This is a genomic window from Azospirillum terrae, from assembly GCF_053470425.1.
Genome location: NZ_JBPXMR010000009.1, coordinates 98,574 through 125,126 on the forward strand (window position 1 = coordinate 98,574; position 26,553 = coordinate 125,126).

Here is a 26,553-nt window from a genome sequence, read left to right on the forward strand (position 1 = left end):
CCCGGAGCGAGCTGCGTTCCATGACTTTCGGTGGGGGTACCTCTATCCACTTTGGCTAGGCTGCCGCGGCACTGCATCCGAGAGTAGCGTCAAGACCGCGTTTTGCTTGCGTGAGGAAGGTTCGGACAGCGTGCGGACATTGTGGGCGACCGAACGGCTTCTGGCGTGGACGCTGGCTTTCAGCCTCGTCTGCGGCGTCGGCCTGTTTGGAGCGCTGGCCTATCTGGACCGGCTGAACACCCTCGACGAGGCGCGCGAGAGTCTGCGCCGGACGGCAACGCTGATGGAGGGGCACGCCCGCGTCGCCATCCAGGCGGAGGGCGTCGTGCTGTCCGACGTGGCGGCCCTGCTGAACGGGGTGGAAACCGACGCGTTGCCCCGCACGCCGGAGGCGTGGGAGCGGCTGCTGCGGCTGACGGCCGAGATGCCGTCGATCCAGTCGCTGTGGATTCTCGATCCCAAGGGCGACGTGGCCCTGACCAGCATCCAGCGCGACCCGCCAAAGGCCAACTCCGCCGACCGCGCGTATTTTTCGGTGCACACCGGGCCGGTGGACATCGGCACCTTCATCAGCCCGATGATCTGGGGCCGTCTCACCGGCGGCTTCCTGTTCGCGGTGAGCCGGGCGGTGCGGGCGCCGGACGGGACGTTGCGGGCGGTCGTCGAATCCTCCATCGACGCCAACCACTTCACCAGCTTCTACGAGAGCCTGAATCCGGTCCCCGGCACCTCCTTCACGCTGTTCCGCGACGACGGCGACGTGGTGCTCCGCTTCCCGCTGCCGAAGACGGAGAGCACGATCAACTCGTCCGGCTCGGTGCTGTTCGCCAAGCTGCTCAAGGAGGCGCCGGAGGGCACCTTCTTCAGCCGCTCGACCATCGATGGGATCGAGCGGCTCGGCGCCTACAAGCGCATGGACGGCTGGCCGCTGGTGGTGTTCACCGGCGTGCCGGTCGACACGGTGCTCGATGCCTGGGCGGCGCGCACGCAGAGAAACGCCCTGCTGACCGGCGGCGTGCTGACCGCGCTGTGCGGCATGATCGGCTTCGGCATCCGCAACGTGCGGCGCGAACGGCAGGCCGAGGCCGCGTTGCTGACGGCCAAGGACCACGCGTTGCGGGCCAAGGCGGAGGCCGAGCGCGCCAACCTCGCCAAGTCGAAGTTTCTCGCCGCCGCCAGCCATGATCTGCGCCAGCCCGTGCAGTCGCTGGTGCTGCTGCTGGCCTCGGTGGAGCCGCACGCGCGCGAGCGGCCGGCGCTCGCCAAGTCGGTAGCGATGATGGAGCGCGCGCTGGGGGCGTTGAACCGCCTGCTGTCCAGCCTGCTGGACGTGTCGCGCCTGGATGCCGGCGTGGTGACGCCGACGCTGGACGACGTCGCCGTCGGCGACCTGCTGGACAAGCTGGGCGGCGAATACCGCCTGCGCGCCGAGCAGAAGGGCCTGCGCCTGCGCACCGTGGCGGCGCAGGCCTGGGTGCGCTCCGACGCGGTGCTGCTGGAGCGCGTGCTGCGCAACCTGATCGAGAACGCGTTCCAGTACACCTGCGAGGGCGGCATCCTGCTGGGCTGCAGGCGCCGCGGCGGCAAGGTGCTTCTGCAAGTCTTCGACAGCGGCGCCGGCATCCCCGAGGACCAGCAGGAGACGGTCTTCGAGGAGTTCTTCCAAATGCACAATCCCGGCCGCGACCAGTCCAAGGGGCTGGGGCTGGGGCTGGCCATCGTCAAGCGCATCGCCCGCCTGCTCGGCATCACGGTGGATTTGCGCTCCACGCCGGGCCGCGGCTCCTGCTTCACCGTGACGATGGACGAGGTTGCCGCCCCGCAGAGCAACGCGCACCCCACCGGGCACCCGGCGGCACCGGCCGGAGGGTCCATCCTGATCATCGAGGACGACGGTATCGTTTGCATCGGCTTGCAGATGATGGCGGAAACCTGGGGCTACCGGAACGTCGCCGCCGCGTCGGGCGAGGAAGCGGTGGAACTGGTGACCGGGCGGGGCTTCGTCCCCGACGCGGTGGTCGCCGATTATCGGCTCGGCGAGGGGATGACCGGGGTGGAGGCGGTGCTGGCGATCCGCCGCGTGCTCGGCCGGGCCGTGCCGGCGGTGATCGTGACCGGCGACACCGCGCCCGAACGCATCCAAGAGGTGCACGCCAGCGGCATCAGCATCCTGCACAAGCCCTATGGCGCCGAAGAACTGCGCCAGCGCCTCTCCGACCTGCTGAAGGACCGGGCCGGGGCGGACGTGGGGATAGCGTAAGGACGCCCTTTACGCCCCGTCCGGCCACAGCCGCCGCGCGGCAGGCGCCGCACCGCCCGGCAAGGGCACGATCAGCCGGCGCTTGACCGGCTGCGCGCGGCGGGCCACGCCGGCGAAGATCTGTTTGGACGCCTCGATCATGGTGACGCCGGCGAACGCCTTGAACCAGCGCTCGCCGACCTCTTCCCACGCCGGGGCGGAGCGCAGCAGGAAGCGCGAGCGCACCGGCGGGATGAACAGCGCGTGCCCCGTCCGCTCCGGCACGAACATGGTGTCGCGCAGCACCTGCTTGAGCTGCGACGGCGAATACGGGAAGCCGTGGCCGAACGGCGTCCAGTCGGCACGCGCCCACAGCCCCCGCCGGTTCGGCACCACCGCCAGCACCCGCCCGCCGCCGGCCAGCACCCGCCAGATCTCGCGCATCATCGGCCGCAGCTGCTCGGTGCCCTCCAGGCCATGTACCAGCAGCACGCGGTCCACGGACATGTCGCCGAAGGGCAGCTCCGCCTCGTCGCTCAGGCACACCAGCCCCGGCCCCTCGGGCGGCCAGAAGCTGATCCCCTGCGAGGCGGGCATCACCGCCAGCACGCGCTCCGCCTCGTCGCGGAACGGGCGCAGGAAGGGCGTGGTGTAGCCGACGCCCAGCACGATCTGCCCCTTGAGATCCGGCCACATCTGGCGGATGCGCCGACGCACCATGCGCCGCGCCACCTGTCCCAGGCTGGACTCGTAGAACTCCCGGAGATCGACAATATCGGTGTACATGACGGTCACAGCCTATCACAAACCGAAGGGGAGGACGCACAGACCATGGAAATCCACCTCGTACCGGCGTTCAACGACAATTACATCTACCTCCTGCGCGAGGGTGACGCGGTCGGCGTGGTCGATCCCGGCGACGCCCAGCCGGTGCTGGCGGCGCTGGAGCAGCGCGGCTGGCGCCTCACGCACATCCTCAACACCCACCACCACCCGGACCACGTCGGCGGCAACCACACGCTGAAGCAGCGATTCGGCTGCCCCGTCATCGGCGCCGCCGCCGATGCCCACCGTATCCAGGATATGGACATCGCCCTGGCCGAAGGCGAGACCGCGTCGTTCGGTCCGCACGCGGCGCGGGTCATCGCCGTGCCCGGCCACACGTCGGGGCACATCGCCTTCCACTTCGCGGAGGCGCAAGCGCTATTCTGCGGCGACACGCTGTTCGCGCTGGGTTGCGGCCGGCTGTTCGAGGGCACGCCGGCGCAGATGTGGGACTCGCTGTGCAAACTGCGCGCGCTGCCCGACGACACGCGCATCTATTGCGGGCACGAGTACACGCTGTCGAATGCCCGCTTCGCCGTGACGGTCGACCCGGACAATCGCGAGCTGGCCGCCCGCGCCGAAGAGATCAAGGCCCTGCGCGAGCGCGGCGAGCCGACCATTCCCACGACCCTGGGGCTGGAAAAGCGCACCAACCCGTTCCTGCGCGCCGATGATCCGGGCGTGCAGGCGGCGGTGGGGATGGCCGGCGCCGACCCGGTGGCGGTGTTCGCCGAGATCCGCGGGCGCAAGGACCGGTTCTGAAGGGTTCCCGCCCCAGCATCTCTGCATTAAGATCCCAGCCAACCAACGGGAAGGGACCGATCTTATGAAGTTGCGCTACAGCGCCACCTCGCCCTACGTGCGCAAGGTGATGATGGTCGCCATCGAATGCGGCCTCGACGGCTCGATCGAACTGCTGAAGACCGACGCGTGGTCGCCGGAAACCGACCTGCCCCAGGACAACCCGCTGGGCAAGGTGCCGGCGCTGGTCCTGCCCGGTGGCCCGACGCTCTACGACAGCCCGGTGATCTGCGAATATTTGGACACGCTGCACGACGGCGCGCGCCTGTTCCCCTCGCCCGGCCCGGCGCGCTGGACGGCGCTGCGCCAGCAGGCGCTGGCCGATGGCATCTGCGACGCCGCCATCCTGCGCCGCCTGGAAGGCAATCGCCCGGACGGCGAAAAGTCCGCCTCGTGGGCCGAGCGGCAGCGCGTGGCGATGGCCCGCGCCTGCGACGTGCTGGAGGCCGAGGCCGGCGCGCTGGCGCTGGAGCAGCCGACCATCGGCACGCTGGCGATCCTATCGACGCTCGGCTACCTGGACTTCCGCTGGGGGCACGAGGACTGGCGTCAGGGCCGCCCGGCTCTCAAGGCGTGGTTCGACAAGGCGTCGGCCCGCGACAGCTTCCGCCGCACCGCACCGCCGGCCGCCTGATCCCATGCCGGAGTCGCTGACGCCGGAGCGCATCATCGCCACCCTCGGGATGCAGCCGCACCCCGAGGGCGGTCACTATGTGGAGACCTACCGCCACACGGCGGAGGGCGGCGGGCGCGGCGTCAAGACCGGCATCTACTTCCTGCTGCGCGCCGGTGAACACTCGCATTGGCACCGGGTCGACGCGGTGGAAATGTGGCACTGGCACGCCGGCGGCCCGCTGGAGCTGTCCATCAGCGAGGACGGGCTGGCGGTGACGCGGCACGTGCTGGGCATGGACCTGATGGGCGGTCAGCGCCCGCAGGCCGTGGTGCCGCCGCACGCATGGCAGGCGGCAAGGCCGCTGGAGGGCTGGGTGCTGGTCGGCTGCACCGTCTCTCCGGCCTTCGAGTTCGCCGGCTTCGAGATGGCGCCGGAGGGATGGGAGCCGGGGTAACGGAGGTTCGAACGCCGTGCCTTTCTCGGCCCGGCGGCGCTGGATGCAACGCTATGTAACGCTATGCAACGCGATACCGGTGAGTGTTGCATCCGTTCGGCGGCGGATGAGACACAATGAGACGCATTTTGCGGAGCGTCTCATCCGCGCGGCGGCGTGCGGACACACCTCGCCAACGGCGACTTTGATCCTATCCCCGCCCACGCAGCATGTCCAGGCTTGCCAGCACCGCCCCCCCGACGATCAGCGCGCAGGCCGCCCACACGGTCCAGCCGGCCTCGGCGCGGCCGAACAGGATCAGCAGGAAGGTGGACAGCAAGGGCGTGGCGTAGGACAGCGCGCCCAGCGCCCGGATGTCGCCGCGCTTCACCCCGTGGTCCCAGACGAAGAACGCCGCCCCCACCGGACCGGTGCCGAGCAGCAGCACCGCCAGCCACTCCATGGCGCCGGGCGCCACCGTCGCCTCGAACGCCAGATGGCAAAGTCCCGCCAGCACCGCCGTCGCCAGACAGAAGCCGCCCACCGCCTCGGTCGGCACATGGCCGAAGCGGCGCGACAGCACCGAATAGCCGCCCCACACCACCGCGCAGGTCGCCGCCGACAGATAGCCGGGCAGATAGGCCGCCTCGATGTTCAGCCCCTTCCCCTTGCCGGTCACCAGCAGCGCTGTCCCGGCCAGCCCCAGCAACCCGCCCAGCACGTGGCCGGCCTTCAGCCGGTGGCCCGGCAGCAGCGCCGAGAACAGCACGATCAGCAGCGGCCAGAGGTAGTTCAGCAGGTTCACCTCGACCGCCGCCTGCGGCGCCAGCCGGAAGGCCAGGAAGTAGAAGAAATGGTAGCCGAACAGCCCGCCCACACCCAGCAGCCACACCGGCCAGGGCTGGCGCAGCGGCGCCAGCACGCCGCGCCCGCGCACCACCGCAGCCGCCGTGCCCACCAGGAAGGCCAGCGCAAAGGACATGGCGACGAGCTGGAACGGCGGAATGTCCCCGGACAGGGTTGTCAGCAGCGCCAGCGTGGACCACAGCAGGATTGCCGTGCCGCCGATGGCGGTGGCGCGGCGGACATGGGCGCGATCAACCGGCAGGGAGTCGGCGGTCATCAGAACGACGATCCCGGCTGTTTCAGGAATTCCAGCTCCTCCGGCGTGCTCTCGCGCCCGAGGATGGCGTTGCGGTGCGGGAAGCGGCCGAAGCGCTCGATGATCGCCCGGTGCCGCTCGGCGAACTCGATGGGCTCGGTCACACCGACGCGTTCGTGGAACAGCTGCACCGACAGATTCTGGCTGTTCAAATCCTCGTGGTGCTCGAAGGGCAGGTAGAGGAACATCCGCTCCTCCGGCTCGCACTCCACATCGAAGTCGTTCTGGATGACGTGGCGGGCGACGGCGCGGGCCTGCTCGTCGGTGGCGTAGGCGCGCGGCGTGCCGCGGAAGACGTTGCGCGGCACCTGATCCAGCAGGATGCACAGCGCCAGACAGCCGTCCACGTCGTCCATCCAATGGTCGAACCGTCCGGCCGCCGCCCGTTCGTGCGGCTCCAGCAGCATGTCGCGGACCTGCCGGTCGAAGCTCTCCGACTCCGTGAACCAGTAGAGCTTCGGCCCCTCGCCGAACCAGTACTCGACGATCTCGTCGATCAACGCCTCGTCACTCATCCCCGCCTCCCGTTGCGCCAGCCCATAACAGAACAGGGCGCCCGAGGGCGCCCTGTCCAGCAGTTTCGTCACTCGCACGCGTCGATCAGTGGAGCTTGGCCCACATCTGGCGCTTGGTCGCGTACATCAGCCCGGCGAAGACGAGCAGGAACAGGATGACCTTCACGCCCATCTGCTTGCGCTCGTCCATCTTCGGCTCGGCGACGAAGGTCAGGAAGGTGGCGACGTCCTTCGCCTCCTGCTCGACCGTCGCCTTGGTGCCGTCGGCGTACTGCACGCCGTCCGGCATCAGGATGTTCGGCATGCCGACCTGATGACCGGGGAACACCTTGTTGTAGTTCATGCCCGGCATCAGGTTGACGCCCTCGGGCGCTTCCTCGAAGCCGGTCAGGAACGCGTAGACGTAGTTCTCGCCGCCCTTGCGGGCCTTGGCGATCAGCGACAGGTCGGGCGGCAGCGCGCCGTTGTTGGACGCACGGGCCGCGTTGTCGTTGGGGAACGGCGACGGGAAGCGGTCGGCCGGGATGCCCGGACGCTGGAACATCTCGCCGTTGTCGTTCGGGCCGGCCTGGACCTCGTAGGTCGCGGCCAGCGCCTTCAGCTCGTCTTCCTTGAAGCCGATGCCCGCCAGCGTGCGGATCGGGACCAGCCGCATGGAATGGCAGGCCGCGCAGATTTCCTTATAGATCTGGAAACCACGCTGCGCCGCCGCCTTGTCGATGGTGCCGAACACACCGGAGTGCGACCAGCTCTGCTGCGGGATGTGCGCGCCTTCCGACGCGAGGGCCGGAGCGCTGAGCCCGAGAGCCAGCGCGGCCGAGAGGATAGCAGTCTTCAAGGCGCGCATTAGGCCTTCTCCATCGGCTTGGCATGGGCGCCGGCGGAAACGCGGCCACCGCCCTTGAGAACGGGTTCGCTGATGCTGGCCGGCAGCGGCAGCGGACGCTCCAGCTTGCCGAGCACCGGCAGCAGGATCAGGAAGTGGAAGAAGTAGTAGGCCGTGCCGATGCGGCCGACCAGCAGCCAGTTGCCCTCAGCCGGCATGGCGCCGGCGTAGCCCAGCACCAGCGCGTCGAGCGCCAGCACCCAGAAGAACTGGCGGTAGATCGGACGGAACTTGCAGCTGCGCACCTTGGAGGTGTCGAGCCACGGCAGGATGACCAGCACCGCGATGGCGCCGAACATGCACAGCACGCCGCCCAGCTTGTCCGGAATGGCGCGCAGGATGGCGTAGAACGGCAGGAAGTACCACTCCGGCACGATGTGCGCCGGCGTCACCAGCGGGTTGGCCGGAATGTAGTTGTCCGGGTCGCCCAGGTAGTTCGGCATGAAGAACACGAACGCGAAGAAGAAGATCAGGAAGACCACCGCCGCGAACAGGTCCTTCACCGTGACGTACGGGTTGAACGGCACGGTGTCCTGCGGGCCCTTCGGGTCGATGCCCAGCGGGTTGTTCGAGCCGCAGATGTGCAGCGCCGCGGTGTGCAGGATGACGACACCCAGGATCACGAACGGCAGCAGGAAGTGCAGCGCGAAGAAGCGGTTCAGCGTCGGGTTGTCGACCGAGAAGCCGCCCCACAGCCAGGTGACGATCGGGTCGCCGACGATGGGCAGCGCCGAGAACAGGTTGGTGATGACGGTGGCGCCCCAGAAGCTCATCTGGCCCCACGGCAGCACGTAGCCCATGAAGGCGGTCGCCATCATCAGCAGGAAGATCACCACGCCGATGATCCACAGGATCTCGCGCGGCGCCTTGTAGGAACCGTAGTAGAGACCGCGGAACATGTGGATGTAGACGGCGATGAAGAAGAACGACGCGCCGTTGGCGTGCACGTAGCGCAGCAGCCAGCCGTAGTTCACGTCGCGCATGATGCGCTCGACCGAGTCGAAAGCGATGGTCGTGTTGGCGGCGTACTGCATGGCCAGCACGACGCCGGTCGCGATCATGATCACCAGCATGATGCCGGCAATCGCCCCGAACGCCCACAGATAGTTGACGTTCTTGGGCATCGGGTATTCGTTGTACTCGTGATGCAGCATCGTGAAGATCGGCAGGCGACTGTCGATCCACTTCACCACGGGGTTCTTGAAACTGGAGGCGTGAGCCTGAGCCATAATGGGAGTCTCCCGAAACCTAGGGCCGCTTAGCCGAGCCGGACGCGGTTGTCGCTGAGGAAGGCGTACTGCGGCACCACGAGGTTGGCCGGAGCCGGGCCCTTGCGGATGCGGCCAGCCGTGTCGTAGTGCGAGCCGTGGCACGGGCAGAACCAGCCGTCGTAGTCGCCGCGCGGATCGGTCGGCTTCTGCCCCAGCGGCACGCAGCCGAGGTGCGTGCACACGCCGACGAGGATCAGCCACTCGGGCTTCTGGACGCGCTTGTCGTCCGGCGCGGGGTCGCGCAGTTCGGCCAGATTGACCTTCTTGGCCTCTTCGATCTCCTTCGCCGTGCGGTGGCGAACGAAGACCGGCTTGCCGCGCCAGGTCACGGTGATCGACTGGCCCTCGGCGACCGGGGCGAGATCGACCTCGATGGAGGCCAGCGCCAGCGTGTCGGCAGCGGGGTTCATGCTGTCGACGAACGGCCAGGCGGCCGCAGCGACGCCGACGGCACCCACGGCACCGGTGGCAAGATACAGGAAATCACGGCGGGAAGTCCCCTCGCCGCCGGGGCCCGCATGGGCACCCGTGCCGGACGGATGCGTGGTCTCAGCCATTAGCGTCATTCTCCTCAAGACTGCGCAGCGCGACGGCGCCGGGTGAATTCGCGGAGCGTTCTAGCACGACTCGGGCCACCTGTCCGCACGTCGCTCATACCTCTGGCATGCATCGACGAACGGAAGAGCTACCCTGCCTTTTGGGGTGCGGTATACCGTCGCGGCGCGCCGTTGAAAAGCCCTAGTCTGCGGACATTGTGTCGCGCGTTGCGATGCAGCATCAGAGAAATCTAATCCATTTTCGGGAATCCCATGCGCCTCGTGCTCTTCGAACCCGACATCCCGCAGAACACCGGCACCTTGATGCGCTTGGCCGCCGGGCTCGGCGTGGCCATGGATCTGGTCGAGCCGTGCGGCTTCATCCTCGATGACCGGCGCCTGCGCCGGGCCGGTATGGATTATCTGGAGCACCTGGACCTGATTCGCCATACCTCGTGGTCGGCGTACCGCCGCGACCGCGCGCCGGGCCGACTCGTGCTGCTCACGACACGGGCGGCGGTGCCTTACACGGCGTTTGCTTTCCGGCCCGACGACCAGCTTCTGCTCGGCCGCGAAAGCGCCGGAGTGCCGGACGAGGTGCACGACGCCGCCGACGCGCGGGTGGTGATTCCGCTGCGCCCGCCGGCGCGCTCGTTGAATGTGGCGCTCGCCGCCGCCATGGTTCTGGGTGAAGCCCTGCGCCAGACCGGCGCCTTTCCGGAGTCCGCATGACCACCCCAACCGTCCCCACCGAGGAGCAGAAGGCCCGCGCCCGCGCATGGTTCGAGGATTTGCGCGACCGGATCTGCGCCGAATTCGAACGGATCGAGGACGAGCTGACGGGCACGCACGCGGACCTGCCCGCCGGCCGCTTCGTGCGCAAGGAATGGGCACGCCCTGATCCATTTGGAGAAGATGGGGGCGGAGGCGAAGGCGGCGGCGGCGTGATGTCGATCCTGCATGGCCGGGTGTTCGAGAAGGTGGGGGTCAACGTCTCCACCGTGCACGGCACGTTCAGCCCGGAATTCCGCGCCAGCATCCCCGGCGCCGCCGAGGACGGCCGGTTTTGGGCCTCGGGCATCAGTCTGGTGGCGCACATGCGTTCGCCGCTGGTGCCGGCGACTCACATGAACACGCGCCACATCGCGACACGGGTGGGCTGGTTCGGCGGCGGGGCGGACCTGACGCCGACATTCCCGGACGAGACGGACACCGAGGAGTTTCATGGCGCGCTGCGCGAGGCTTGCGACCGCCACGACCCGGCGTGTCATGAAAAGTACAAGGAATGGTGCGATCGCTACTTCTTCCTGCCGCACCGAGGCGAGGCGCGCGGGGTGGGCGGAATCTTCTTCGACAATGTGGACAATGGGGACTGGGAGAGGGACTTCGCCTTCACGCGGGATGTGGGACTGGCGTTCCTGGACGCCTACCCGAAGATCGTGCGGCGCTGGATGAACGAGCCGTGGACGGCCGAGCAGCGCGACGCGCTGCTGGTCAAGCGCGGGCGGTACGTGGAGTTCAACCTGCTCTACGACCGCGGGACGACGTTCGGGCTGAAGACCGGGGGGAACACGGAGGCGATCTTGATGAGTCTGCCGCCGGAGGTGAAATGGCCGTGACAGGCACCGCGCCCGACGTTGGCACACGCGCAGCTCAGGCAACCGCACTCAACCGCCGCTTCAACTCTTCCAAACACTCGTCCCGCCCCGGCCGGAAGTCCTGACCGCTCCACCACGCCTCCACGTCGCGCAGCGCCTCGCCGACGTGCCTGCCCGGCTTGGCGCCCAGCGCCAGCGCGTCCCGCCCAGCCAGCGGAAAGCGCAGGCTGTCCAGCGCCTCCGCGGTCGCCAGAACCTCGCGCACATGGTCGAGCGACACCGGCCCCGGCGCCGAGGCCGCGGCCAGACGCACCACGTCCCGGTACAGCCCGGCATCGCCCAGCCGGTACAGCGCCCGCCGCCGGGCCGGTGGATCGTCGTGCAGCGACACCGCCACCCTGGGCTCGACGATGCTCACCAGCCGGTCGCGCTCGGCGTTGGACAGGCGCAGCGTCTCCGCGGCCCTGAACGCCCCGGCCCGATCGGCGTCCAGCGCCGCGGCCAAGCGCAGCAGCGGGTCCGGCGCCTCGCCCAGATCGTGCTGAAGCTCCACCATGCGCGACAGCCGCGCCACGTCGGTCGCCGCCGGCAGCAGGTGCGCCATCACGCCCTGCCCGATCATCAGGCACCAGACGTCGGCGGCGGACGCAGCGGTCAGCAGGCGCATGATCTCGCCCTGCAAGCGCTCGCCCGACAGCGTCGGCAGCCGGTCGGCCATCTCCCGGCAGGCGGCCAGCGCCTCCGGGTCCGGGGCGCCGCGCCCGTAGTGCGCGTGGAAACGGAAGAAGCGCAGCAGGCGCAGCACGTCCTCCTGCAACCGCTGGCGTGCGTCGCCGACGAAACGCACCCGCCCGGCCGCCATGTCCTTCAGCCCGCCGAACGGGTCGTAGACGGTGCCGTCCGGCGTGCAGGACAGCGCGTTCATGGTGAAGTCGCGGCGGGCCGCGTCTTCCTTCCAGTCGTCGGTGAACTCGACGCGGGCGTGCCGGCCGAAGGTCTCCACGTCGCGGCGCAGCGTGGTGATCTCGTAATGCTCGCGCCCGATCACGGCGGTCACCGTGCCGTGCGCGATTCCCGTTGGGATGGCGCGGATGCCCGCCGCCTCCAGGATGCCCATGACGGCTTCCGGCGCCGCGTGGGTGGCGATGTCGATGTCCTTGACCGGGCGCTTCAGCCACGTGTCGCGCACGCAGCCGCCGACGAAGCGCGCGTCGGCGCCTCCGGCGCGCAACGCCTCGATCACCGCGCGGGTTTCCGGTGCGGTCATCCAGGGCTGCGGTTCGAGACGGCCGGCGGGCTGCATCCGGCCAACCTAGCCCGCCCGAAAGCCACTTACCAGCGCAGCCGGCGTCACGGCGTCTCGGCCAGCACGTCGCGCAGGTTCACCAGCATGCCGGCGGTGGCGCCCCAGATGTACCGCTGCTCGTAGGGGAAAGCGTAGAACCAGCGCTGCTGCCCGAAGACCTCGCGGCTGTGGCGCTGCGGGTTGGCGGGGTCGAGGATGACGGTCAGCGGCACCTCGAACACCTCGTCCACCTCGGTGGGGTCTGGGGCGACGGTGAAGGGCGGGCGCACCAGCCCGACCACCGGCGTCACCCGGAACCCCGTCCGCGTCAGGTAGGTGTCGAGCCGGCCGATGACCTCGATGACATCGCGCGACAGGCCGATTTCCTCCTCGGTCTCGCGCAGCGCGGTGTCCTCGGGCGAGTGGTCGTACGTCTCGCGCCGGCCGCCGGGGAAGCTGATCTGCCCGGCGTGCGCGCTCAAATGGGCGGTGCGCTGGGTGAACAGCACGGTCAGCCCCTCCGGCCGCTCGACCAGCGGCACCAGCACGGCGGCCTCGCGCAGCGTGTCCGACGGCAACTGGAAGCCGGGGTTCAGGTCATGGTCGCCGCGCACCTTCGCGGGGTGCGGCAACGCGGTGGCGCCTCCGGGGAAGCGCTTGCGGATTTCGTCGTGGGTCACTCGCCAAGCAGCCTGCCCAGCACGAAAAATCGTTTGTTGCTCCATACGCCGATCTCAGCCTCCTCCCCATCGGGGCCGGTCGTCGCGCAACGGTTGACCATCTCATAGTAGACGGACCGTGCGATACGCGCCTCCAGTCCCTTTCTTATGTCGATGTAGGGGGTTGGCTCACCAGTTTCCGAGTTGTGCGAAACTCTGATGGGGTGATCCGATCCCGCTTCTACCCATTCGTCTAAATTTGTACGGAACGAAAGAACCTGATCCTCGCCAATTCCGCTTGCCGTCATTTCGACAGCGACGAACGGAACATCATCGACAACTATGCGCCCGCGCTCGACAGGCGTAATCAGCCAATAATCACCTGCGTCATCCCGCCGCAACACCGTGGAGAACAGCTTGGCCAATTCGATCCGCTTGATCGGATCGCCATTGTGGAACCACGTGCCGTCACGCGCAATGCGTATGCCGGTGTCCTGTTCCACGGGAAAATGAGGTAGGCCGACCGGCCTGGGCGCCTCCCGGCCCACATCCGGCTTGTCATCCTGCATCACACCCCCGACTTTGTTCCTGACGCGCCGGCCGGACCGGCGCGGTTGAGCAACGTAATTTCGCCATACTCGTCACATAGGTCGGCGAGGCTGGATTTTGAACCGGTATTCAAGACTGGGGAGTTTAGGCCCTTGAGCGCCACCGACGCGATCCTCCCGACGCCGACGCCCGAAAGTCCGCAGCAGCTTCTGGCCGAAGTCGAGACCCTGGGCCTCCGGCTCCAGCTCGTGCGCGAGCGCATCGGCCGCATCATCTTCGGCCAGCAGGACGTCATCGATCTCACGCTTGTCACACTGCTGGCCGGCGGGCACGTGCTGCTGATCGGCGTGCCGGGCCTCGCCAAGACGCGGCTGGTGGAGACGCTGGGCACCGTGCTCGGCCTCGCCGAAAAGCGCATCCAGTGCACGCCCGACCTGATGCCGGCCGACATCCTCGGTTCCGAGGTGCTGGAGGAGGCGGAGACCGGCCGGCGGTCCTTCCGCTTCCTGCCCGGCCCGGTGTTCAGCCAGCTGCTGATGGCCGACGAGATCAACCGCGCCAGCCCGCGCACCCAGTCGGCGCTGTTGCAGGCCATGCAGGAGGGCCGGGTGTCGGTGGCCGGCCACTACCACCCGCTGCCGCAGCCTTTCCACGTGCTGGCGACGCAGAACCCACTGGAGCAGGAGGGCACCTACCCGCTGCCCGAGGCTCAGTTGGACCGCTTCCTCATGCAGATCGACGTCGAGTACCCCGACCGCGACGCCGAGCGGCGCATGATGATCGCCACCACCGGCGTCGATGCCGAGAAGGCGGTCACCGTGCTGACCCCCGCCGATCTCCAGGCGGCGCAGCGCCTCGTGCGCCGTGTCCCCATCGGCGAGAGCGTGGTGGAGGGCATCCTCGACCTCGTGCGCGCCGGCCGGCCGGAAACGTCGGACATTCCCGAGGTGCGCAGCCATGTCGCCTGGGGACCGGGGCCGCGTGCCTCGCAGTCGCTGATGCTGGCGGCCCGCGCGCGGGCGGTGCTGGACGGCCGGCTGTCGCCGTCGCTGGACGACGTGGTGGCGCTCGCCAAGCCGATCCTGCGCCACCGCATGGCGCTGAACTTCGCCGCGCGGGCGGACGGCGTCACCATGGAGGACGTCATCGACCGCCTCTGCGCGCCGTTGCTGTGATGGCGCTCCGCCCCTCGCCCCGTGTGGAGGCCCTGCGCGCCCAGCAGCGTGCCGAGGGGCTGGCCGCGCGCCTGCCGCCGCTGCTGGTCGCCGCCGAGCGCGTGGCGTCCACGGTGGCGCAGGGCGTGCACGGCCGCCGCCGCGTCGGCCTGGGCGAGACGTTCTGGCAATTCCGCCGCTATCAGCCCGGCGACGCGCCGCAGATGATCGACTGGCGCCAGTCGGCCAAGACGCAGCCGGTCTTCGTCCGCGAGAACGAATGGGAGGCGGCGCAGAGCGTCTGGCTGTGGCGCGACCGTTCCGGCTCCATGGAGTACCGCTCCTCCCCCGAGCTGCCGAGCAAGCGCGAGCGCGCCGATCTGCTGCTGCTGGCGGCGTCGGTTCTGCTGATCCGCGGCGGCGAGCGGGTGGCGCTGCTGAACTCCGGCGTGCGGCCGGACCACGGCAAGCACACGCTGAACCGCCTCGCCAATCTGCTGAGCGACCCCAGTGCGACGCCGCGGGCGGACGGGTTGCCGCGCATCGAGCCGCTGCCGCGGCATGCCCAGGTGGTGCTGTTCGGCGATCTGCTGTCGCCGCTGCCGGAGATCCAGGCGACGGTGGCCGGCCTGTCCGGGCGGGGCCTACGCGGGCATTTGATGCAGGTGCTCGACCCCGCCGAGGAGACCCTGCCCTTCGACGGCCGTGTCGAGTTCACCGGCTTCGAGGGCGAGGACGAGATTCTGGTGCCCCGCGTCGAGGCGGTGCGCACCGCGTATCTGGAACGGCTGCGAGCGCACCAGGAGGGCTTGGCGGCCCTGGCGCGCGCCGCCGGCTGGAGCTTCGCCATCCACCGCACCGACCGACCGCCGCAGACGGCGCTGCTGGCGCTGTGGGGGGCGTTGGCGCAGGAGGCGGTTTAACAGTTTGCTTTGCCCCCCTCTCCCCCAGCCCCTCTCCCGCGAGGGGAGAGGGGAGCAGGTCCCGCACTGAAAAGCCCCTCTCCCCTTGCGGGAGAGGGGTTGGGGAGAGGGGGAACAGGGCGCACATTAGGTCCTTCGCGCAAGGTTCACGCGCAGAGTTTGGAAACGCATGCTGGGTCTCGGCTCCTTCGCCTTCGCCACGCCGTGGGTGCTGGCCGCACTGGTGGTGCTGCCGGTGCTGTGGTGGCTGCTGCGCGTCACCCCGCCGGCGCCGCGCCTCGTGCGGTTCCCGGCGATCCGCCTGCTGCGCGACCTCGTAGCGCGCGAGGAGACGCCCGCCCGCACGCCGTGGTGGCTGTTGCTGCTGCGCCTGATCATCGCGGCGCTGGTCATCTTCGCCCTGTCCGGGCCGCTGTTGAACCCGCGCGCGGCGCTGCCCGGCGGCGGGCCGCTGATGCTGGTGGTGGACAATGGCTGGGCGTCGGCACGCGACTGGCCGAGCCGCCGCCGCGCCATGGAGGAGGTGGTCGGCCAAGCCGACCGCCAGTCCCGCCCGGTCATCGTCCTCGCCACCGCTCCGCCGGCCGCGGGCGACAAGATCGCCGCCAGCGCCGCCCTGCCCCCGGTCGAGGCGCGCCGCCTGATCCAGGCTCTGGAGCCGAACCCCTGGCCGACCGACCGCGCCGCGGCGCTGGAGGCGGTGAAGGGGTTGCGCGTCACCGGCTCGCTGCACAGCGTCTGGCTGGCGGACGGCGTCGGCGACCCGAACGCCCGAAACCTCGCCGCCGCCCTGCAACGCCTGGGTTCGGTGGAGGTGCTGGACGATTCCGTCGCCCGCCCGCCGCACCTGCTGCTGCCCCCGGCGCCGGAGGGGACCGCGCTGGTCACCCGCATCGTGCGCGCCGACGCCAGCCGGCCGGAGCCGGTCACCGTGCGCCTGGGGGCCGGCGACGGCCGCCTGCTGACCCGCGAGACAGTCGCCTTCGAGGCCGGCCAGAAGACCCGCGATCTGCGCCTGGAGGTGCCGGTGGAACTGCGCAACGAGGCCGCGTCCTTGCGCATCGAGAATGAGACCACGGCCGGCGCCACCGTTCTGCTGGACGAGCGCTGGCGCCGCCGGCCGGTGGGCCTGGTCTCCGGCCGGCCGGACGGCGAGAACCAGCCGCTGCTGTCCGACCTGCACTATCTGAACCGCGCGCTGGAGCCCTACAACGAAGTGCGCCGCGGCGAGATCCGAGACCTCCTGAAGCGCGAGCTGGCGATCCTCATCCTGTCGGACGTCGGCGCCTTGTCCGGCGAGGAGGCGCAGGCGGTCGAGGCCTGGGTCAAGAAGGGCGGCCTGCTGGTGCGCTTCGCCGGCCCGCGGCTGGCGCAGAACGCCGACCAGCTCGTGCCCGTGCGCCTGCGCCTGGGCGACCGTACGCTGGGCGGGGCGCTGTCCTGGTCGGAACCGGCGCGTTTGCAGCCCTTCGGCGAGAAAAGCCCGTTCTTCGGCCTGAAGATCCCCGACGACGTGCTGGTGCAGCGTCAGGTGCTGGCCGAGCCCTCCGTGGACCTCGCCGACCGCACTTGGGCGCGGCTGGCCGATGGCACGCCGCTGGTGACCGCCGAGCGGCGCGGGGCCGGCTGGGTCGTGCTGGTGCACACCACCGCCAGCCCGGACTGGTCCAACCTGTCGCTGTCCGGCCTGTTCGTCGAGATGTTGCGCCGGATGGCGGGCCTCAGCGAGGGGGTCGCCGGGACCAATCAGGCCGGCACGCTGGAGCCGCTGGCGGTGCTGGACGGGTATGGCCGCCTGACGGCGCCGCCGCCGACCGCCTTCCCCATGCCCGGCGACGCCTTCAAGCCCGACGCCATCGGCCCGCGCCACCCGCCGGGCTTCTACGGCACCGAGGAGGCTCGGCGCGCGCTGAACCTCACCGCCGGGCTGACGCGCATCGAGCCGTTCGGGGCGATGCCTCTGGGCGTCGGTGTCGGCAGTTATGCCGAACGCGGCGAGGTCGCGCTGAAGCCGGCGCTGCTCGCCGTGGCGATGGCGCTGACCATCCTCGATCTGCTGATCGCGCTGGCCCTGCGCGGCCTGCTCGGCCGCTGGGCACGCCCGCGGGGGGCCGCGGCTGCGGCGCTGCTGCTCACCCTCCTCCTGCCCTACGCGCCGGCCCGCGCCGACGACGCGCACGCCACCAAGGTCACCGCCGAGACGTTCCTGGCCCACGTGCGCACCGGCGATTCCAGCGTGGACGACGTGGCCCACGCCGGCCTGGACGGCTTGGTCGAGGTGCTGAACCGCCGCACCGCCGTTGAGGCCGCCGGCACCATGTCGGTGGATGTGGAGGCGGACGAGCTGGCCTTCTACCCGTTGCTCTACTGGCCGGTGACGCCGAACGCCGGGGCGTTGTCCGACCGCGCCCGCTCGCGCGTCAACGAGTACCTGAAGAACGGCGGCACCATCCTGTTCGACACCCGCGATCAGGCCGCCTCGCTCGGCCCCGGCGCCGGGCCGGGCAGTCTGGCGCTGCAACGGATCGCGCAAGGGCTGGACATCCCGCCGCTGGCGCCGGTGCCGCCCGACCATGTGCTGACCAAGGCGTTCTACCTGATGCAGGACTTCCCCGGCCGCTACGCCGGTGGCGACCTCTGGGTCGAGGCGCGCGAGGGCCGCGCCAACGACGGCGTGTCGCCGGTGCTGATCGGCTCCAACGACTGGGCCGCCGCCTGGGCGGTGGATGGCCGCGGCCAGCCGCGCTTCGCCGTGGCGCCCGGCGGCGAGCGCCAGCGCGAGATGGCCTTCCGCTTCGGCGTCAACCTCGTGATGTACGCGCTGACCGGCAACTACAAGGCCGATCAGGTGCACGTCCCCGCCATCCTGGAGAGACTTGGACAATGAAAGGTTGGGGCCAATGACCGACCTCCTGTCCGGCGGCAACTCCATCGCCTTCAACCCGCTGCTGCCGTGGGAATGGCTGCTGCCGCTGTTCGCGGCGGCGGCGCTGGTCGTGCTGCTCGGCCTGTTCCGGCGCGCGCGCGGGGCGCTGTGGCGGTTCCTGGCGCTGGCGGTGCTGGCGATTGCGTTGATCAACCCCTCGCTGGTGCACGAGAAGCGCGACCCCATCAAGGACGTGGCGGTGGTCGTGGTGGACCAGTCGCCCAGCCAGAACATCGGCGAGCGCCGGGGCCGCGCCGAGCGCGCGCTGTCGGACCTGACCGACAAGCTGAAGCGCTTCGACGATCTGGAGGTGCGCGTGGTGCGCGCCGGGGATGGCGCCTCGGGTGCGGCGGCGATCAACGAGACGCGGCTGTTCGACGCGCTGAACCGCGCCATGGCCGACGTGCCGCGCCGCCGCATGGCCGGCGCGGTGCTGATCACCGATGGGCAGATCCACGACGTGCCGGAGAACGTCGCCAAGCTGGCCGAGGGCGGGCCGGTGCACACGCTGCTGACCGGCAACCGCGACGAGGGCGACCGCCGCCTCGCCATCGTGCAGGCGCCGACCTACGGCTTGGTCGGCAAGCCGGTGGAACTGGTCATCCGCGTCGACGACATGCCGCAGCGCCAGACGCCCAACGCGCTGGTCACGCTGCGCCAGGACGGCGGCACACCGCGCCAGTTCCAGGTGCCGGTGGGCCAGGACTACCACATCGACTTCCAGGTCACGCACGGCGGCCAGAACGTGCTGGAAATGGAGGTCGAGGCCGGCAAACAGGAACTGACCCTCGCCAACAACCGCACCGCCGTGGTGGTGAACGGCGTGCGCGACCGGCTGCGCGTGCTGCTGGTCTCGGGCGAGCCGCACGCGGGCGAGCGCACGTGGCGCAACCTGCTGAAGGTCGATCCAGCGGTGGACCTCGTCCACTTCACCATCCTGCGCCCGCCGGAGAAGCAGGACGGCACGCCGATCCGCGAGCTGTCGCTGATCGCCTTCCCGATCCGCGAGCTGTTCGAGATCAAGCTCGACGAGTTCGACCTGATCATCTTCGACCGCTACCGCCGTCGCGGCGTGCTGCCGCAGATGTACCTGGAGAACATCGCCCGCTACGTGGAGAAGGGCGGCGCCCTGCTGGAGGCTTCCGGCCAGGGCTTCGCCACCGCGCTGTCGCTGGCCCGCACGCCGCTGGGCCAGGTGTTGCCGGGCGAGCCGACCGGGCAGACGCTCGACCTGCCGTTCCGCCCGAAAGTCACCGAGCTGGGCCGCCGCCACCCCGTCACGACCGGTCTGCCCGGCGACAAGGCCGACGGCGAGCCCACCTGGGGCCGCTGGTTCCATCAGGTGGAGGTGGTGCCGAAGGGCGGCTCGGTGGTGATGAACGGCGCGCAGGGCTTGCCGCTGCTGGTGCTGAACCGTGTCGGCGAGGGCCGCGTGGCGCAGCTGGCGTCCGACCAGATGTGGCTGTGGAGTCGTGGTTACGAGGGCGGCGGCCCGCAGGCCGAGTTGCTGCGCCGCCTCGCGCACTGGCTGATGAAGGAGCCGGAGCTTGAGGAGAACGACCTTCGCGCCCGCGTGGACGGCAACAAGATCACCGTCGAGCGCCGCTCGCTGGAGCCCGATCCGCGCTCGGTCACGCTGAGCACGCCGTCCGACGAGACTCGCACGCTGGAGATGAACGAGGACAAGACCGGCCACGCCGCCGCCACGGTGATCGCCGGCGAGCCGGGCATCTACCGAATCACCGATGGCGACCGCACGGCCTTGGCGGTGGTGGGCGCCGTCAACCCGCCGGAACTGGCCGACGTGCGCTCGACCGGCGACAAGATCAAGCCGGTGGCGCAGGCAACGGGGGGCGGCGTGCAGTGGATCGCCGATGGCGCCCCGGATGTGCGCCGCACCAAGGCCGACCGCGCGCAGAGCGGGTCCGGGTGGATCGGCTTGCGGGCGAATGGTGATTTCGTGGTGACGGGGGTGTCCGACGTGCCGCTGTTGCCGGTGGCGGCGGTGCTGCTGCTGGCTTTGGGGGCGATGATCGTGGCGTGGAGGCGCGAAGGGCGATAGGCGCGTTCCAGCGGTTGCACGCGGCGAAATTTGCGTTTATGGTCCCGCTCCTTCCCGATTGGGGCGTCGCCAAGCGGTAAGGCAGCGGTTTTTGGTACCGCCATTCGCAGGTTCGATCCCTGCCGCCCCAGCCATACGGCCCCCTTGGAAACCTTGAGTTTCCAAGGGGGCCGGCTCCTCCAGAACGTGTTCCGTTGGACAGTATGGCCAGCCTAGCCGATCAGCACGGCGGCATGGAGAAGATCATTTCGGGCAACGGGGCGGGCGGACCGCTGCGGTGGCTGTAGAGATCGAGCATGACGAAGCCTTTCGCTCAGCGGCCGAAGAACTGGACTTCGGCGAACTTAGTGGAGTTGGTGCCGTTGCCAACGGCGTTGAGCCGCACTTGGCTGACCGGACCAGCCGTCAGATCGATACCGTCGGCGATGAACATCGCTGACGCCACCCCGGCGGGGTAAGTCCCGGTCCACAGCGTCACCCAAGCGCTGCCGTTCCAGCCTTCCAGCTTCAGGCCGTTGCTCGTGTTGTTTCCAAGGAAGTAGTCGTCGTTCGGTGCCCATGCCTTGAAGGCGGTGATCAACTTGGACGACGCCAGGGAAAGCCCGATGAGGTTACCGTACCCGCTGACACCGGGGGCGGTCTGGGCACAGGCGAGGACGGTCTGACTGGTAACGCCGTCAAACGCTGCGGCGAGACCACCTTGCGCCGTGTGGTTGCCGATGGGTGTTCCCGTCAGCAGGGGGGCAAGACTGCGGCCTTGGATCGGGAAGGGCCGTTTGGGCACGGGGATAGTGGAGCCGATGTACCCCCGCGACGTTCCCTTGGTGACACGCGCCGCCGCGATGTATCCCGTGAAGGGAGCGGTCATAGCATGGCCGATGCGGAACCCCGTGGCGGCGTTGATGTTGGACGTGTCCGTCGCGGTCAGCACCAACATTCCGTTGAGATACATCCGCACGACATTTCCAACTCGAGCCATCACGCAGTACATCCAGCCGTTCTGGTAGATCTTCGCCCCCAACGAACTGTTTGGTGCGCCAGTTCCGCCTGAGTAAGTATTATAAGGAAGCAGGTTTGAATAAGTGGAATAGGCAAGGTACATCGTGAGTTCGGTGCCGATCTGCCCCATGAGCATCTGAGTGGGGGCAGTGGTGTTGCAATAGACCCAAGCCTCGTAGACGAAGTCTCCGGTGCCGAAGTCCCAATCCGCGCTGTCGGCCAGGGTCAGGTAGTCCGTCCCGGCAGAGCTGCTCGCCATGCTGGCCCCGCCTACGAACGGGCTGAACGCCGTCAGCGCGGGACTGCCAGCGGGGATGATGGTCTTGGCCGAGGCGCTGCGGTCCAGGAACGTCGTGTCGCCGAACTTGGGCTGGAACAGCAGCACGGTGTTTGCCCAGTACGGATCAGTCCCCGCGTCCCATTGCTCCATCACCTGCTGGGTCAGAATGTCGTTGAAGCCGAACGCGCCGGGGGCCGAGAAGGCGTTGACGGCGGGGGCGGTGCCGAGATAGCGGCTCATGGTCAAATACTCCAGCGGCCCCGGAGGGCGTCAAAGGCTTGATCGAGTTCGGTCTTGGTGAGAGCCCGGTTCCACATGGCCTGCACAAACCGGGACTGCCCGGCATCATCCGGGGAAACGGTGGATTGTCTGCCGATCTGGAGAGGAAGCAGCGCGGCGGACGCTGTTGACGCCGCATACGTACCCGTCCAGGTGTTTGCCCCGCCTACAGAGACACACCCTCCGTCGAAGTAGAAGAAGGAGGAGGCGCCATCGAAAAACGACAGGCCAAGCGCATGAATGCCAGCCGACAGCGACAGCGGAGTGCTTTTGTTCATCGTGTTGACGGAACCGTTTGACACGTAGTACCGCAGCGTCCCTGACAGATAATCAAACAGCACGCCAGTATCCGTCGAGGACCCCGGCCCCGTGTTGACAAGGCTGAACCGGCCAGCGTTCATGTAGCCGAAGCACAACACCGAAAAGGCGGCACCACTCTTGTGGAGCGTGTTGGCGAAAGGCGTGTTGGCGGGAAGTTGAGCATACCCGCTTCCGGCGGTCTGCAAACACTCGCCCGCACTGCGGCGCCCCGCCGTGCCATTGAAGGTCAGCCCGCTGATCGTAAGGTCATAATCCGACGCGACGGTCGCGCCAGATATGTCGTTGGCAAGATTGATCCACTGAGACGAGCCGCCCCGCGTCACGGCGGCAGAGGTTGTGCGAAGATAACGAGATGCCGCTGAACCGGCCACCAGTTGCGCGCCCCATGCGTAGATTGCCTCACCGGACGCAAATGTACTCTCCGCGCCGATGCGTATGCTGTGACTGGAGGCGGTGGAGGTGGTGAACGTCATCGTGACGCGTCGCCAATCGGCCGTCGCCGTGATGGCCTGCCTCGCCAAAACGCCGGGGCCGGCGTAGTCGGCAGCGAGCAACTGGAGCGCTACATCAGCGCCACCCGCCCGCTTGATCCAGAGTGAATAAGTATAGGTCACACCACTCAGGAGCGTGATGTTGCGGTCGACAATGCCGTCACCTGAGGAGGTCAGGAGATCGGCCGTCAGCGTGCCATCCGGCGCAGCCGAAGCATCCGCTGTCACAGCGACGAAGTATTTCGTCCACGCCGCGTTGTCGAACTGCTCGCTGTAGGTCAGCAGATTTGTAACGCTCGGGGCTGGATAGCTCGCACCCAACCCGGCGTCCCACAGCGCTACCAGCCCGTTCTGCGGAATGCCAGCCACGAACCCCGGCGTGGGGGAGGCGACCGGCTCGCGCAGCATGTCTGAGTATTTGCCCATGATTATGCTCCGATGAAGCCGGGGGCGAAGCGCCGAGCCTTTGTGAGGTAGCCACGCTGGGGCGGGGTGAAGTTTGATGCGAAAGGCGCCACATCAAAATAGTAAACAGCATCCTGCAAGTAGCCATTGAAGGAGTTGCTGCCGTCCCACGAGGCGCCAAGAGTATGGGCTTTGGCGTTGTTGACCAGCGATGCCGAAGATGTTGCGATGAGCGCCACAACGCCATTGAGGCCGGCGTAGAAGCTTGTTCCGGAGCGGCACACGGAAAGATAATACCACGTGCCGGCCGTCAAGGTGCCAAGCACGTACGCATTGACGATGTCGTATGACGAGCCGGTGGAACTCGCATCAACTTCGATTGTGCCCGTGGAGCGAATTAAAGCCCCGATGCTGTCATAAAAGCTTGCGGTGCCTCCTTTGGTGAAGATCTGCATATTCCGATTGATAACGTCCGGGCGGAACCACATGCCAATCCCGAAATCGCGGGCGCCGAACTCCAATGTTGCGTCGTCCGCAATGGCTAGGTAGTCACCAGCCCCACCGAAGTACCCTGACACACCGTAGAATTTGGACTGTGTGCTTGACAGCACCACGTTGCCGTTGACCGTCACTGTCTTCGGCGTCTTCGAGCAGTCGATGAACGAGGTGCTGCCGTTCACCAGTCCCGGACCGCCCATTGGCAGCCCCAGCACGAGGTTGTCGTGGAACGGGTCGTACAGCTCCGTCTTCGGGACGCCGTGGTAGCCGTTGTTGTCGCGTATCTGCTTGTTGCCTCGCATGTTACACCACCTTCGCCACGGTCACGGCGACCAGGGAGTTCACGTCGCTGGAGCGCAGCCGGAACTCGTCGGACAGGATCATCTTCGGCCCCAGGCCATCGACGACCGCCGAGTAGGCCGAACCAGGGGTGACCGGCACCGCCGGGCGCAGGTCCCAGGCCGTCGCAACGGCGTTCTGGTAGTGCTGGGCGCTGGCATAGGCCGTCTGCGTGCCGACACAGTTGCCGATCAGGCACGACACCACCCGCTTGGTGGTCGCCCCGCTGATCGCGCCGAACTGGCTGACGTAGCTGGTGGTCAGCGTCTTGACCGCCTGCTCGTACTTGCCGCTCACCGCCTGGAGCACGCCGTACATCACGAACGTACCGGTGCCGGCCGTGAGCGCCACGCGGATCTCGTCACCGGCGCTCAGCACGAACATCGGCTCCAGGTTGCCCGCATCGAGCGGACCGCCGTAGGGCACCGGCATGCCGGCGTAGAGCTTGGACTCGGTGGTGTTCGACGCGGTGTAGACATAGAGGTCGTGCGAGATCGGCGTGCTGGCCGTCGTGTCGGCCAAGCCGATGCCATAGACCAGCAACTCGTAGCCGGAGGCGACCGTGGGCGACGCCTTGGTCTTGGCGGTCGTCGCCGCGAGGTAGTAGGGCAACAAGGTATCGGGCACACCGCCGCCACCGCTGACCGTGGCCGAGAGCGTGCCGCCGCTCAGCGCCAGGCCGGTGCCCAGCGTGATCTGCTCGACCGCACCCGTGCCGGCCGTCGAGCGCCCCAGCAGCTTGCCGGTTGCCATGCTGGTGCCGATGGTGGGGGAGCCCGCCACCCCGTCGCCGTTGGTGACGGCGATGATGTCGGAGCCGGCCGCCGCGACGGTGCGCGCCGCGTAGGCGCCGGCGCCGGTGCGCGCCACCATGCCGGCAGCGGACAGCGCGGAAAGGCCGCTCAGTTCCGCCGACGACGCTTGATACGCGCCGGTTCCCATGAACTGCGAGAAGCCGATCGCCGTGCTGTCCAGCGTGCCGCCGGCGTCGGCCGTGCAAACCCAGGCGCGATCGCCGTTGGCCGAGCCCTGGTTGACGAAGACGAACGCGCCGGGGATCTCGGCCCAAAGGTTGAAGTCGGACGCACGGCTCCAAGCCCCCGAGGCCACCACGTAGACGCCGTTCTCGGCGGGGGCTGTCTGGCTCTTGACCAGCACGCGGTCGCCGGCCACCGCCGCGACACCGTCGATGGTCTGGGCACCGGACAGGGTGATGTTGGCCGTCGTCGCGAGCTTCACCGGCTGCTTGGCGAACCACCCCGCCAACGCGTTGTCCACGTATTGCTTGGACGCCGGGTGCAGCGCGTTGGTCGGGTCGCCGCTCAGAGTCAGCGCGCCCGTCAGCGTGCCGCCGGCCAGCGGAACGTAGCTGGCGAGGTTCGCCAGCGGCGCATAGTAGCTGCCGTGCTGGCCGTCCAGCAGATCGGCGTTGAGGTTCGCCACCGCGGTCGTGCTGGCGACCGTCAGCGGGGCGGTGCCGGTGGCGACGGTGGAGACGAAATAGGGGGCGGTGGCCTTGGTGCCGAAGGTCGGGTTCGACAGCGGCGCCGTCTGGCTGCTCAGATCGGTCACCGCCGTCTGCACCGCCTGCACCGAGGTATCGACGTAGCTCTTGGTAGCGGCCTGCTGCGGGGCGACGGGAGCGCCGCTCAGCGTCAGCGCGCCCGTCAGCGTGCCGCCGGTCAATTGCAGGTAACGGCCATCAGCGTCGGCGCGGGTGGGCACGCTGTCCGCCGTCGCCACGCCAAGGGCATGCTTGACGAAGGCAGCGGCGCCGGTCTGCTCGACCAGCCCCGGCGTGGCGTCGAGCGCGCCCAGCGCGGTCAGCGTCGCGTTGAGCGAACCGGACGACGACAAATCGCTCAGCACGCGCTCGTCGAACAGCATCTCGTTGGCGATCTCGACGGTGGCACCGCCCAGCACGACCCGAGTCACCGGCAGCGTGCCGGCCGGAATGGCGGGCGGCACCAGCGAACCCTCGGTACCGGCGACGATGGACGCGCCCCCCGTGGTGCGGTCGATGACGATGCGGTCGACGCGCCGGTCGGCGGGCGCGGTGAACGGCCCAACGGTCTGCGGATTGACCTCGGTCAGCGTGGTGCCGTTGAGCAGCCAGCCCTTGTCGAGAGCGACCGTCATGTCGAGGGTGGCCTGGGCGTGCGGGGCGAAGGCGCCGACGAGGCGCTGGGCCACCGCCCAATTACCGGCGGACACCGCATCGGCGGGGTTGAAGGTCTGAACAGGCATGGAGGATTCTCCGCATGTGGGATGGCGCCGGTCGCGTCTATGGGGCAGGAAACAGAACCTGACGCCCGACTGGTTGCAGGATTATCATCCTTGAATTGGTCGGTCAACGGCGTTTATACCTATTTAATAGGCGTCAAGACCCATTGTATGGGCGAGATACGACGCCCCAGCCATACGCCCCCCTTGAAAACTCTGCGTTTTCAGGCGGCCCCGCTCCTCCGGTGAATTTTTGGGTGGGCGCCTCAGGTCGTGGC

23 protein-coding genes and 1 tRNA gene are annotated in these 26,553 nt (G+C 68.6%); 11 read left to right on the top strand and 13 right to left on the bottom strand.

Translation table 11 applies throughout. The annotated features are described in order from the left end of the window. The first annotated feature begins 130 nt into the window (after positions 1–130). Positions 131–2,260, top strand: a complete 2,130-nt coding sequence (locus tag ACSVDD_RS21395) for a hybrid sensor histidine kinase/response regulator (protein ID WP_448191421.1) — start codon at positions 131–133, stop codon at positions 2,258–2,260. Between the two features lie 9 nt (positions 2,261–2,269). Here the strand turns inward: ACSVDD_RS21395 and ACSVDD_RS21400 are convergent, their stop codons facing one another. After that, on the bottom strand, positions 2,270–3,025 hold the full coding sequence (locus tag ACSVDD_RS21400; protein ID WP_448191422.1) for a class I SAM-dependent methyltransferase: 756 nt from the start codon (positions 3,023–3,025) through the stop codon (positions 2,270–2,272). Positions 3,026–3,070: 45 nt separating this feature from the next. Between ACSVDD_RS21400 and gloB the strand changes: the two genes are divergently transcribed. The 3 genes from gloB to ACSVDD_RS21415 all read left to right on the top strand — a co-directional run bounded on the left by gloB (position 3,071) and on the right by ACSVDD_RS21415 (position 4,935). After that, positions 3,071–3,826, top strand: a complete 756-nt coding sequence (gene gloB / locus ACSVDD_RS21405) for a hydroxyacylglutathione hydrolase (protein WP_448191423.1) — start codon at positions 3,071–3,073, stop codon at positions 3,824–3,826. Positions 3,827–3,890: 64 nt separating this feature from the next. Further along, entirely contained in the window at positions 3,891–4,499 is a 609-nt protein-coding gene (locus ACSVDD_RS21410; protein WP_448191424.1) for a glutathione S-transferase N-terminal domain-containing protein, read from the top strand. Between the two features lie 4 nt (positions 4,500–4,503). Then, positions 4,504–4,935: a cupin domain-containing protein gene (locus ACSVDD_RS21415; protein ID WP_448191425.1), complete on the top strand. Its 432-nt coding sequence runs from the start codon at positions 4,504–4,506 to the stop codon at positions 4,933–4,935. A gap of 190 nt (positions 4,936–5,125) precedes the next feature. Here the strand turns inward: ACSVDD_RS21415 and yddG are convergent, their stop codons facing one another. The 5 genes from yddG to petA all read right to left on the bottom strand — a co-directional run bounded on the left by yddG (position 5,126) and on the right by petA (position 9,305). After that, a complete protein-coding gene (gene yddG / locus ACSVDD_RS21420) occupies positions 5,126–6,037 on the bottom strand; it encodes an aromatic amino acid exporter YddG (RefSeq protein ID WP_448191426.1) in 912 nt (303 codons plus the stop codon). After that, positions 6,037–6,591, bottom strand: a complete 555-nt coding sequence (locus ACSVDD_RS21425; protein ID WP_448191427.1) for a DUF924 family protein — start codon at positions 6,589–6,591, stop codon at positions 6,037–6,039. Before ACSVDD_RS21425 ends, yddG begins: the two co-directional genes overlap by 1 nt. A gap of 85 nt (positions 6,592–6,676) precedes the next feature. Beyond that, the gene (locus tag ACSVDD_RS21430; protein WP_448191428.1) at positions 6,677–7,438 is read right to left on the bottom strand and encodes a cytochrome c1; all 762 of its coding nucleotides are present in this window, start codon (positions 7,436–7,438) and stop codon (positions 6,677–6,679) included. Beyond that, complete coding sequence (locus ACSVDD_RS21435; protein WP_448191429.1) at positions 7,438–8,706, bottom strand: cytochrome b; 1,269 nt, start codon at positions 8,704–8,706, stop codon at positions 7,438–7,440. Before ACSVDD_RS21435 ends, ACSVDD_RS21430 begins: the two co-directional genes overlap by 1 nt. Positions 8,707–8,735: 29 nt before the next feature. After that, positions 8,736–9,305: a ubiquinol-cytochrome c reductase iron-sulfur subunit gene (gene petA, locus ACSVDD_RS21440; protein ID WP_448191430.1), complete on the bottom strand. Its 570-nt coding sequence runs from the start codon at positions 9,303–9,305 to the stop codon at positions 8,736–8,738. A 252-nt stretch (positions 9,306–9,557) separates the two neighbouring features. Between petA and ACSVDD_RS21445 the strand changes: the two genes are divergently transcribed. Both ACSVDD_RS21445 and hemF read left to right on the top strand, forming a co-directional pair. Continuing rightward, the gene (locus tag ACSVDD_RS21445) at positions 9,558–10,016 is read left to right on the top strand and encodes a tRNA (cytidine(34)-2'-O)-methyltransferase (protein WP_448191431.1); all 459 of its coding nucleotides are present in this window, start codon (positions 9,558–9,560) and stop codon (positions 10,014–10,016) included. Continuing rightward, positions 10,013–10,903 (top strand): oxygen-dependent coproporphyrinogen oxidase, encoded by an 891-nt coding sequence (hemF, locus tag ACSVDD_RS21450; protein ID WP_448191432.1) that lies wholly within the window; start codon positions 10,013–10,015, stop codon positions 10,901–10,903. The genes ACSVDD_RS21445 and hemF overlap by 4 nt, the downstream gene beginning before the upstream one ends. 34 nt (positions 10,904–10,937) lie before the next feature. Here the strand turns inward: hemF and ACSVDD_RS21455 are convergent, their stop codons facing one another. The 3 genes from ACSVDD_RS21455 to ACSVDD_RS21465 all read right to left on the bottom strand — a co-directional run bounded on the left by ACSVDD_RS21455 (position 10,938) and on the right by ACSVDD_RS21465 (position 13,395). After that, positions 10,938–12,149, bottom strand: a complete 1,212-nt coding sequence (locus ACSVDD_RS21455) for a CCA tRNA nucleotidyltransferase (protein ID WP_448191433.1) — start codon at positions 12,147–12,149, stop codon at positions 10,938–10,940. A gap of 83 nt (positions 12,150–12,232) precedes the next feature. Continuing rightward, positions 12,233–12,847, bottom strand: coding sequence for a CoA pyrophosphatase (locus ACSVDD_RS21460; protein WP_448191434.1), 615 nt, complete (start codon positions 12,845–12,847; stop codon positions 12,233–12,235). Beyond that, a complete protein-coding gene (locus ACSVDD_RS21465; protein WP_448191435.1) occupies positions 12,844–13,395 on the bottom strand; it encodes a DUF1285 domain-containing protein in 552 nt (183 codons plus the stop codon). The genes ACSVDD_RS21460 and ACSVDD_RS21465 overlap by 4 nt, the downstream gene beginning before the upstream one ends. A gap of 132 nt (positions 13,396–13,527) precedes the next feature. Here ACSVDD_RS21465 and ACSVDD_RS21470 point away from each other — a divergent pair, with 132 nt between their 5' ends. The 5 genes from ACSVDD_RS21470 (at position 13,528) to ACSVDD_RS21490 (ending at position 20,574) form a co-directional block, all read left to right on the top strand. Further along, positions 13,528–14,550, top strand: a complete 1,023-nt coding sequence (locus ACSVDD_RS21470; RefSeq protein WP_448191436.1) for an AAA family ATPase — start codon at positions 13,528–13,530, stop codon at positions 14,548–14,550. After that, positions 14,550–15,452 (top strand): DUF58 domain-containing protein, encoded by a 903-nt coding sequence (locus tag ACSVDD_RS21475; RefSeq protein WP_448191437.1) that lies wholly within the window; start codon positions 14,550–14,552, stop codon positions 15,450–15,452. The genes ACSVDD_RS21470 and ACSVDD_RS21475 overlap by 1 nt, the downstream gene beginning before the upstream one ends. Before the next feature lie 169 nt (positions 15,453–15,621). Beyond that, positions 15,622–18,339 (top strand): DUF4159 domain-containing protein, encoded by a 2,718-nt coding sequence (locus tag ACSVDD_RS21480; RefSeq protein ID WP_448191438.1) that lies wholly within the window; start codon positions 15,622–15,624, stop codon positions 18,337–18,339. A gap of 13 nt (positions 18,340–18,352) precedes the next feature. Further along, positions 18,353–20,440: a hypothetical protein gene (locus ACSVDD_RS21485; protein WP_448191439.1), complete on the top strand. Its 2,088-nt coding sequence runs from the start codon at positions 18,353–18,355 to the stop codon at positions 20,438–20,440. Positions 20,441–20,499: 59 nt separating this feature from the next. Then, positions 20,500–20,574 (top strand) — tRNA-Gln (locus ACSVDD_RS21490). Positions 20,575–20,753: 179 nt separating this feature from the next. On the opposite strand, the gene ACSVDD_RS21495 is transcribed toward ACSVDD_RS21490, so the two are convergent. From ACSVDD_RS21495 to ACSVDD_RS21510, 4 genes are read right to left on the bottom strand one after another with little or no spacing between them, the layout of a single operon-like run. Next, on the bottom strand, positions 20,754–21,959 hold the full coding sequence (locus ACSVDD_RS21495; RefSeq protein WP_448191440.1) for a LamG-like jellyroll fold domain-containing protein: 1,206 nt from the start codon (positions 21,957–21,959) through the stop codon (positions 20,754–20,756). Between the two features lie 2 nt (positions 21,960–21,961). Then, the gene (locus ACSVDD_RS21500) at positions 21,962–23,236 is read right to left on the bottom strand and encodes a phage head spike fiber domain-containing protein (RefSeq protein WP_448191441.1); all 1,275 of its coding nucleotides are present in this window, start codon (positions 23,234–23,236) and stop codon (positions 21,962–21,964) included. A 2-nt stretch (positions 23,237–23,238) separates the two neighbouring features. Then, entirely contained in the window at positions 23,239–24,015 is a 777-nt protein-coding gene (locus tag ACSVDD_RS21505) for a LamG-like jellyroll fold domain-containing protein (protein ID WP_448191442.1), read from the bottom strand. 1 nt (position 24,016) lies between these two features. Further along, positions 24,017–26,299, bottom strand: a complete 2,283-nt coding sequence (locus tag ACSVDD_RS21510) for a hypothetical protein (RefSeq protein WP_448191443.1) — start codon at positions 26,297–26,299, stop codon at positions 24,017–24,019. Positions 26,300–26,553 lie beyond the last annotated feature (254 nt).

Excerpts from the sequence above, each read along its gene's own strand:
- ACSVDD_RS21400 (WP_448191422.1), bottom strand. The coding sequence starts at position 3,025 with ATGTACACCGATATTGTCGATCTCCGGGAGTTCTACGAGTCCAGCCTG.
- gloB (WP_448191423.1), top strand. The coding sequence starts at position 3,071 with ATGGAAATCCACCTCGTACCGGCGTTCAACGACAATTACATCTACCTC.
- ACSVDD_RS21410 (WP_448191424.1), top strand. The coding sequence starts at position 3,891 with ATGAAGTTGCGCTACAGCGCCACCTCGCCCTACGTGCGCAAGGTGATG.
- ACSVDD_RS21415 (WP_448191425.1), top strand. The coding sequence starts at position 4,504 with ATGCCGGAGTCGCTGACGCCGGAGCGCATCATCGCCACCCTCGGGATG.
- yddG (WP_448191426.1), bottom strand. The coding sequence starts at position 6,037 with ATGACCGCCGACTCCCTGCCGGTTGATCGCGCCCATGTCCGCCGCGCC.
- ACSVDD_RS21425 (WP_448191427.1), bottom strand. The coding sequence starts at position 6,591 with ATGAGTGACGAGGCGTTGATCGACGAGATCGTCGAGTACTGGTTCGGC.
- ACSVDD_RS21430 (WP_448191428.1), bottom strand. The coding sequence starts at position 7,438 with ATGCGCGCCTTGAAGACTGCTATCCTCTCGGCCGCGCTGGCTCTCGGG.
- ACSVDD_RS21435 (WP_448191429.1), bottom strand. The coding sequence starts at position 8,706 with ATGGCTCAGGCTCACGCCTCCAGTTTCAAGAACCCCGTGGTGAAGTGG.
- petA (WP_448191430.1), bottom strand. The coding sequence starts at position 9,305 with ATGGCTGAGACCACGCATCCGTCCGGCACGGGTGCCCATGCGGGCCCC.
- ACSVDD_RS21445 (WP_448191431.1), top strand. The coding sequence starts at position 9,558 with ATGCGCCTCGTGCTCTTCGAACCCGACATCCCGCAGAACACCGGCACC.
- hemF (WP_448191432.1), top strand. The coding sequence starts at position 10,013 with ATGACCACCCCAACCGTCCCCACCGAGGAGCAGAAGGCCCGCGCCCGC.
- ACSVDD_RS21455 (WP_448191433.1), bottom strand. The coding sequence starts at position 12,149 with ATGACCGCACCGGAAACCCGCGCGGTGATCGAGGCGTTGCGCGCCGGA.
- ACSVDD_RS21465 (WP_448191435.1), bottom strand. The coding sequence starts at position 13,395 with ATGCAGGATGACAAGCCGGATGTGGGCCGGGAGGCGCCCAGGCCGGTC.
- ACSVDD_RS21475 (WP_448191437.1), top strand. The coding sequence starts at position 14,550 with ATGGCGCTCCGCCCCTCGCCCCGTGTGGAGGCCCTGCGCGCCCAGCAG.
- ACSVDD_RS21480 (WP_448191438.1), top strand. The coding sequence starts at position 15,622 with ATGCTGGGTCTCGGCTCCTTCGCCTTCGCCACGCCGTGGGTGCTGGCC.
- ACSVDD_RS21485 (WP_448191439.1), top strand. The coding sequence starts at position 18,353 with ATGACCGACCTCCTGTCCGGCGGCAACTCCATCGCCTTCAACCCGCTG.
- ACSVDD_RS21495 (WP_448191440.1), bottom strand. The coding sequence starts at position 21,959 with ATGAGCCGCTATCTCGGCACCGCCCCCGCCGTCAACGCCTTCTCGGCC.
- ACSVDD_RS21500 (WP_448191441.1), bottom strand. The coding sequence starts at position 23,236 with ATGGGCAAATACTCAGACATGCTGCGCGAGCCGGTCGCCTCCCCCACG.
- ACSVDD_RS21505 (WP_448191442.1), bottom strand. The coding sequence starts at position 24,015 with ATGCGAGGCAACAAGCAGATACGCGACAACAACGGCTACCACGGCGTC.
- ACSVDD_RS21510 (WP_448191443.1), bottom strand. The coding sequence starts at position 26,299 with ATGCCTGTTCAGACCTTCAACCCCGCCGATGCGGTGTCCGCCGGTAAT.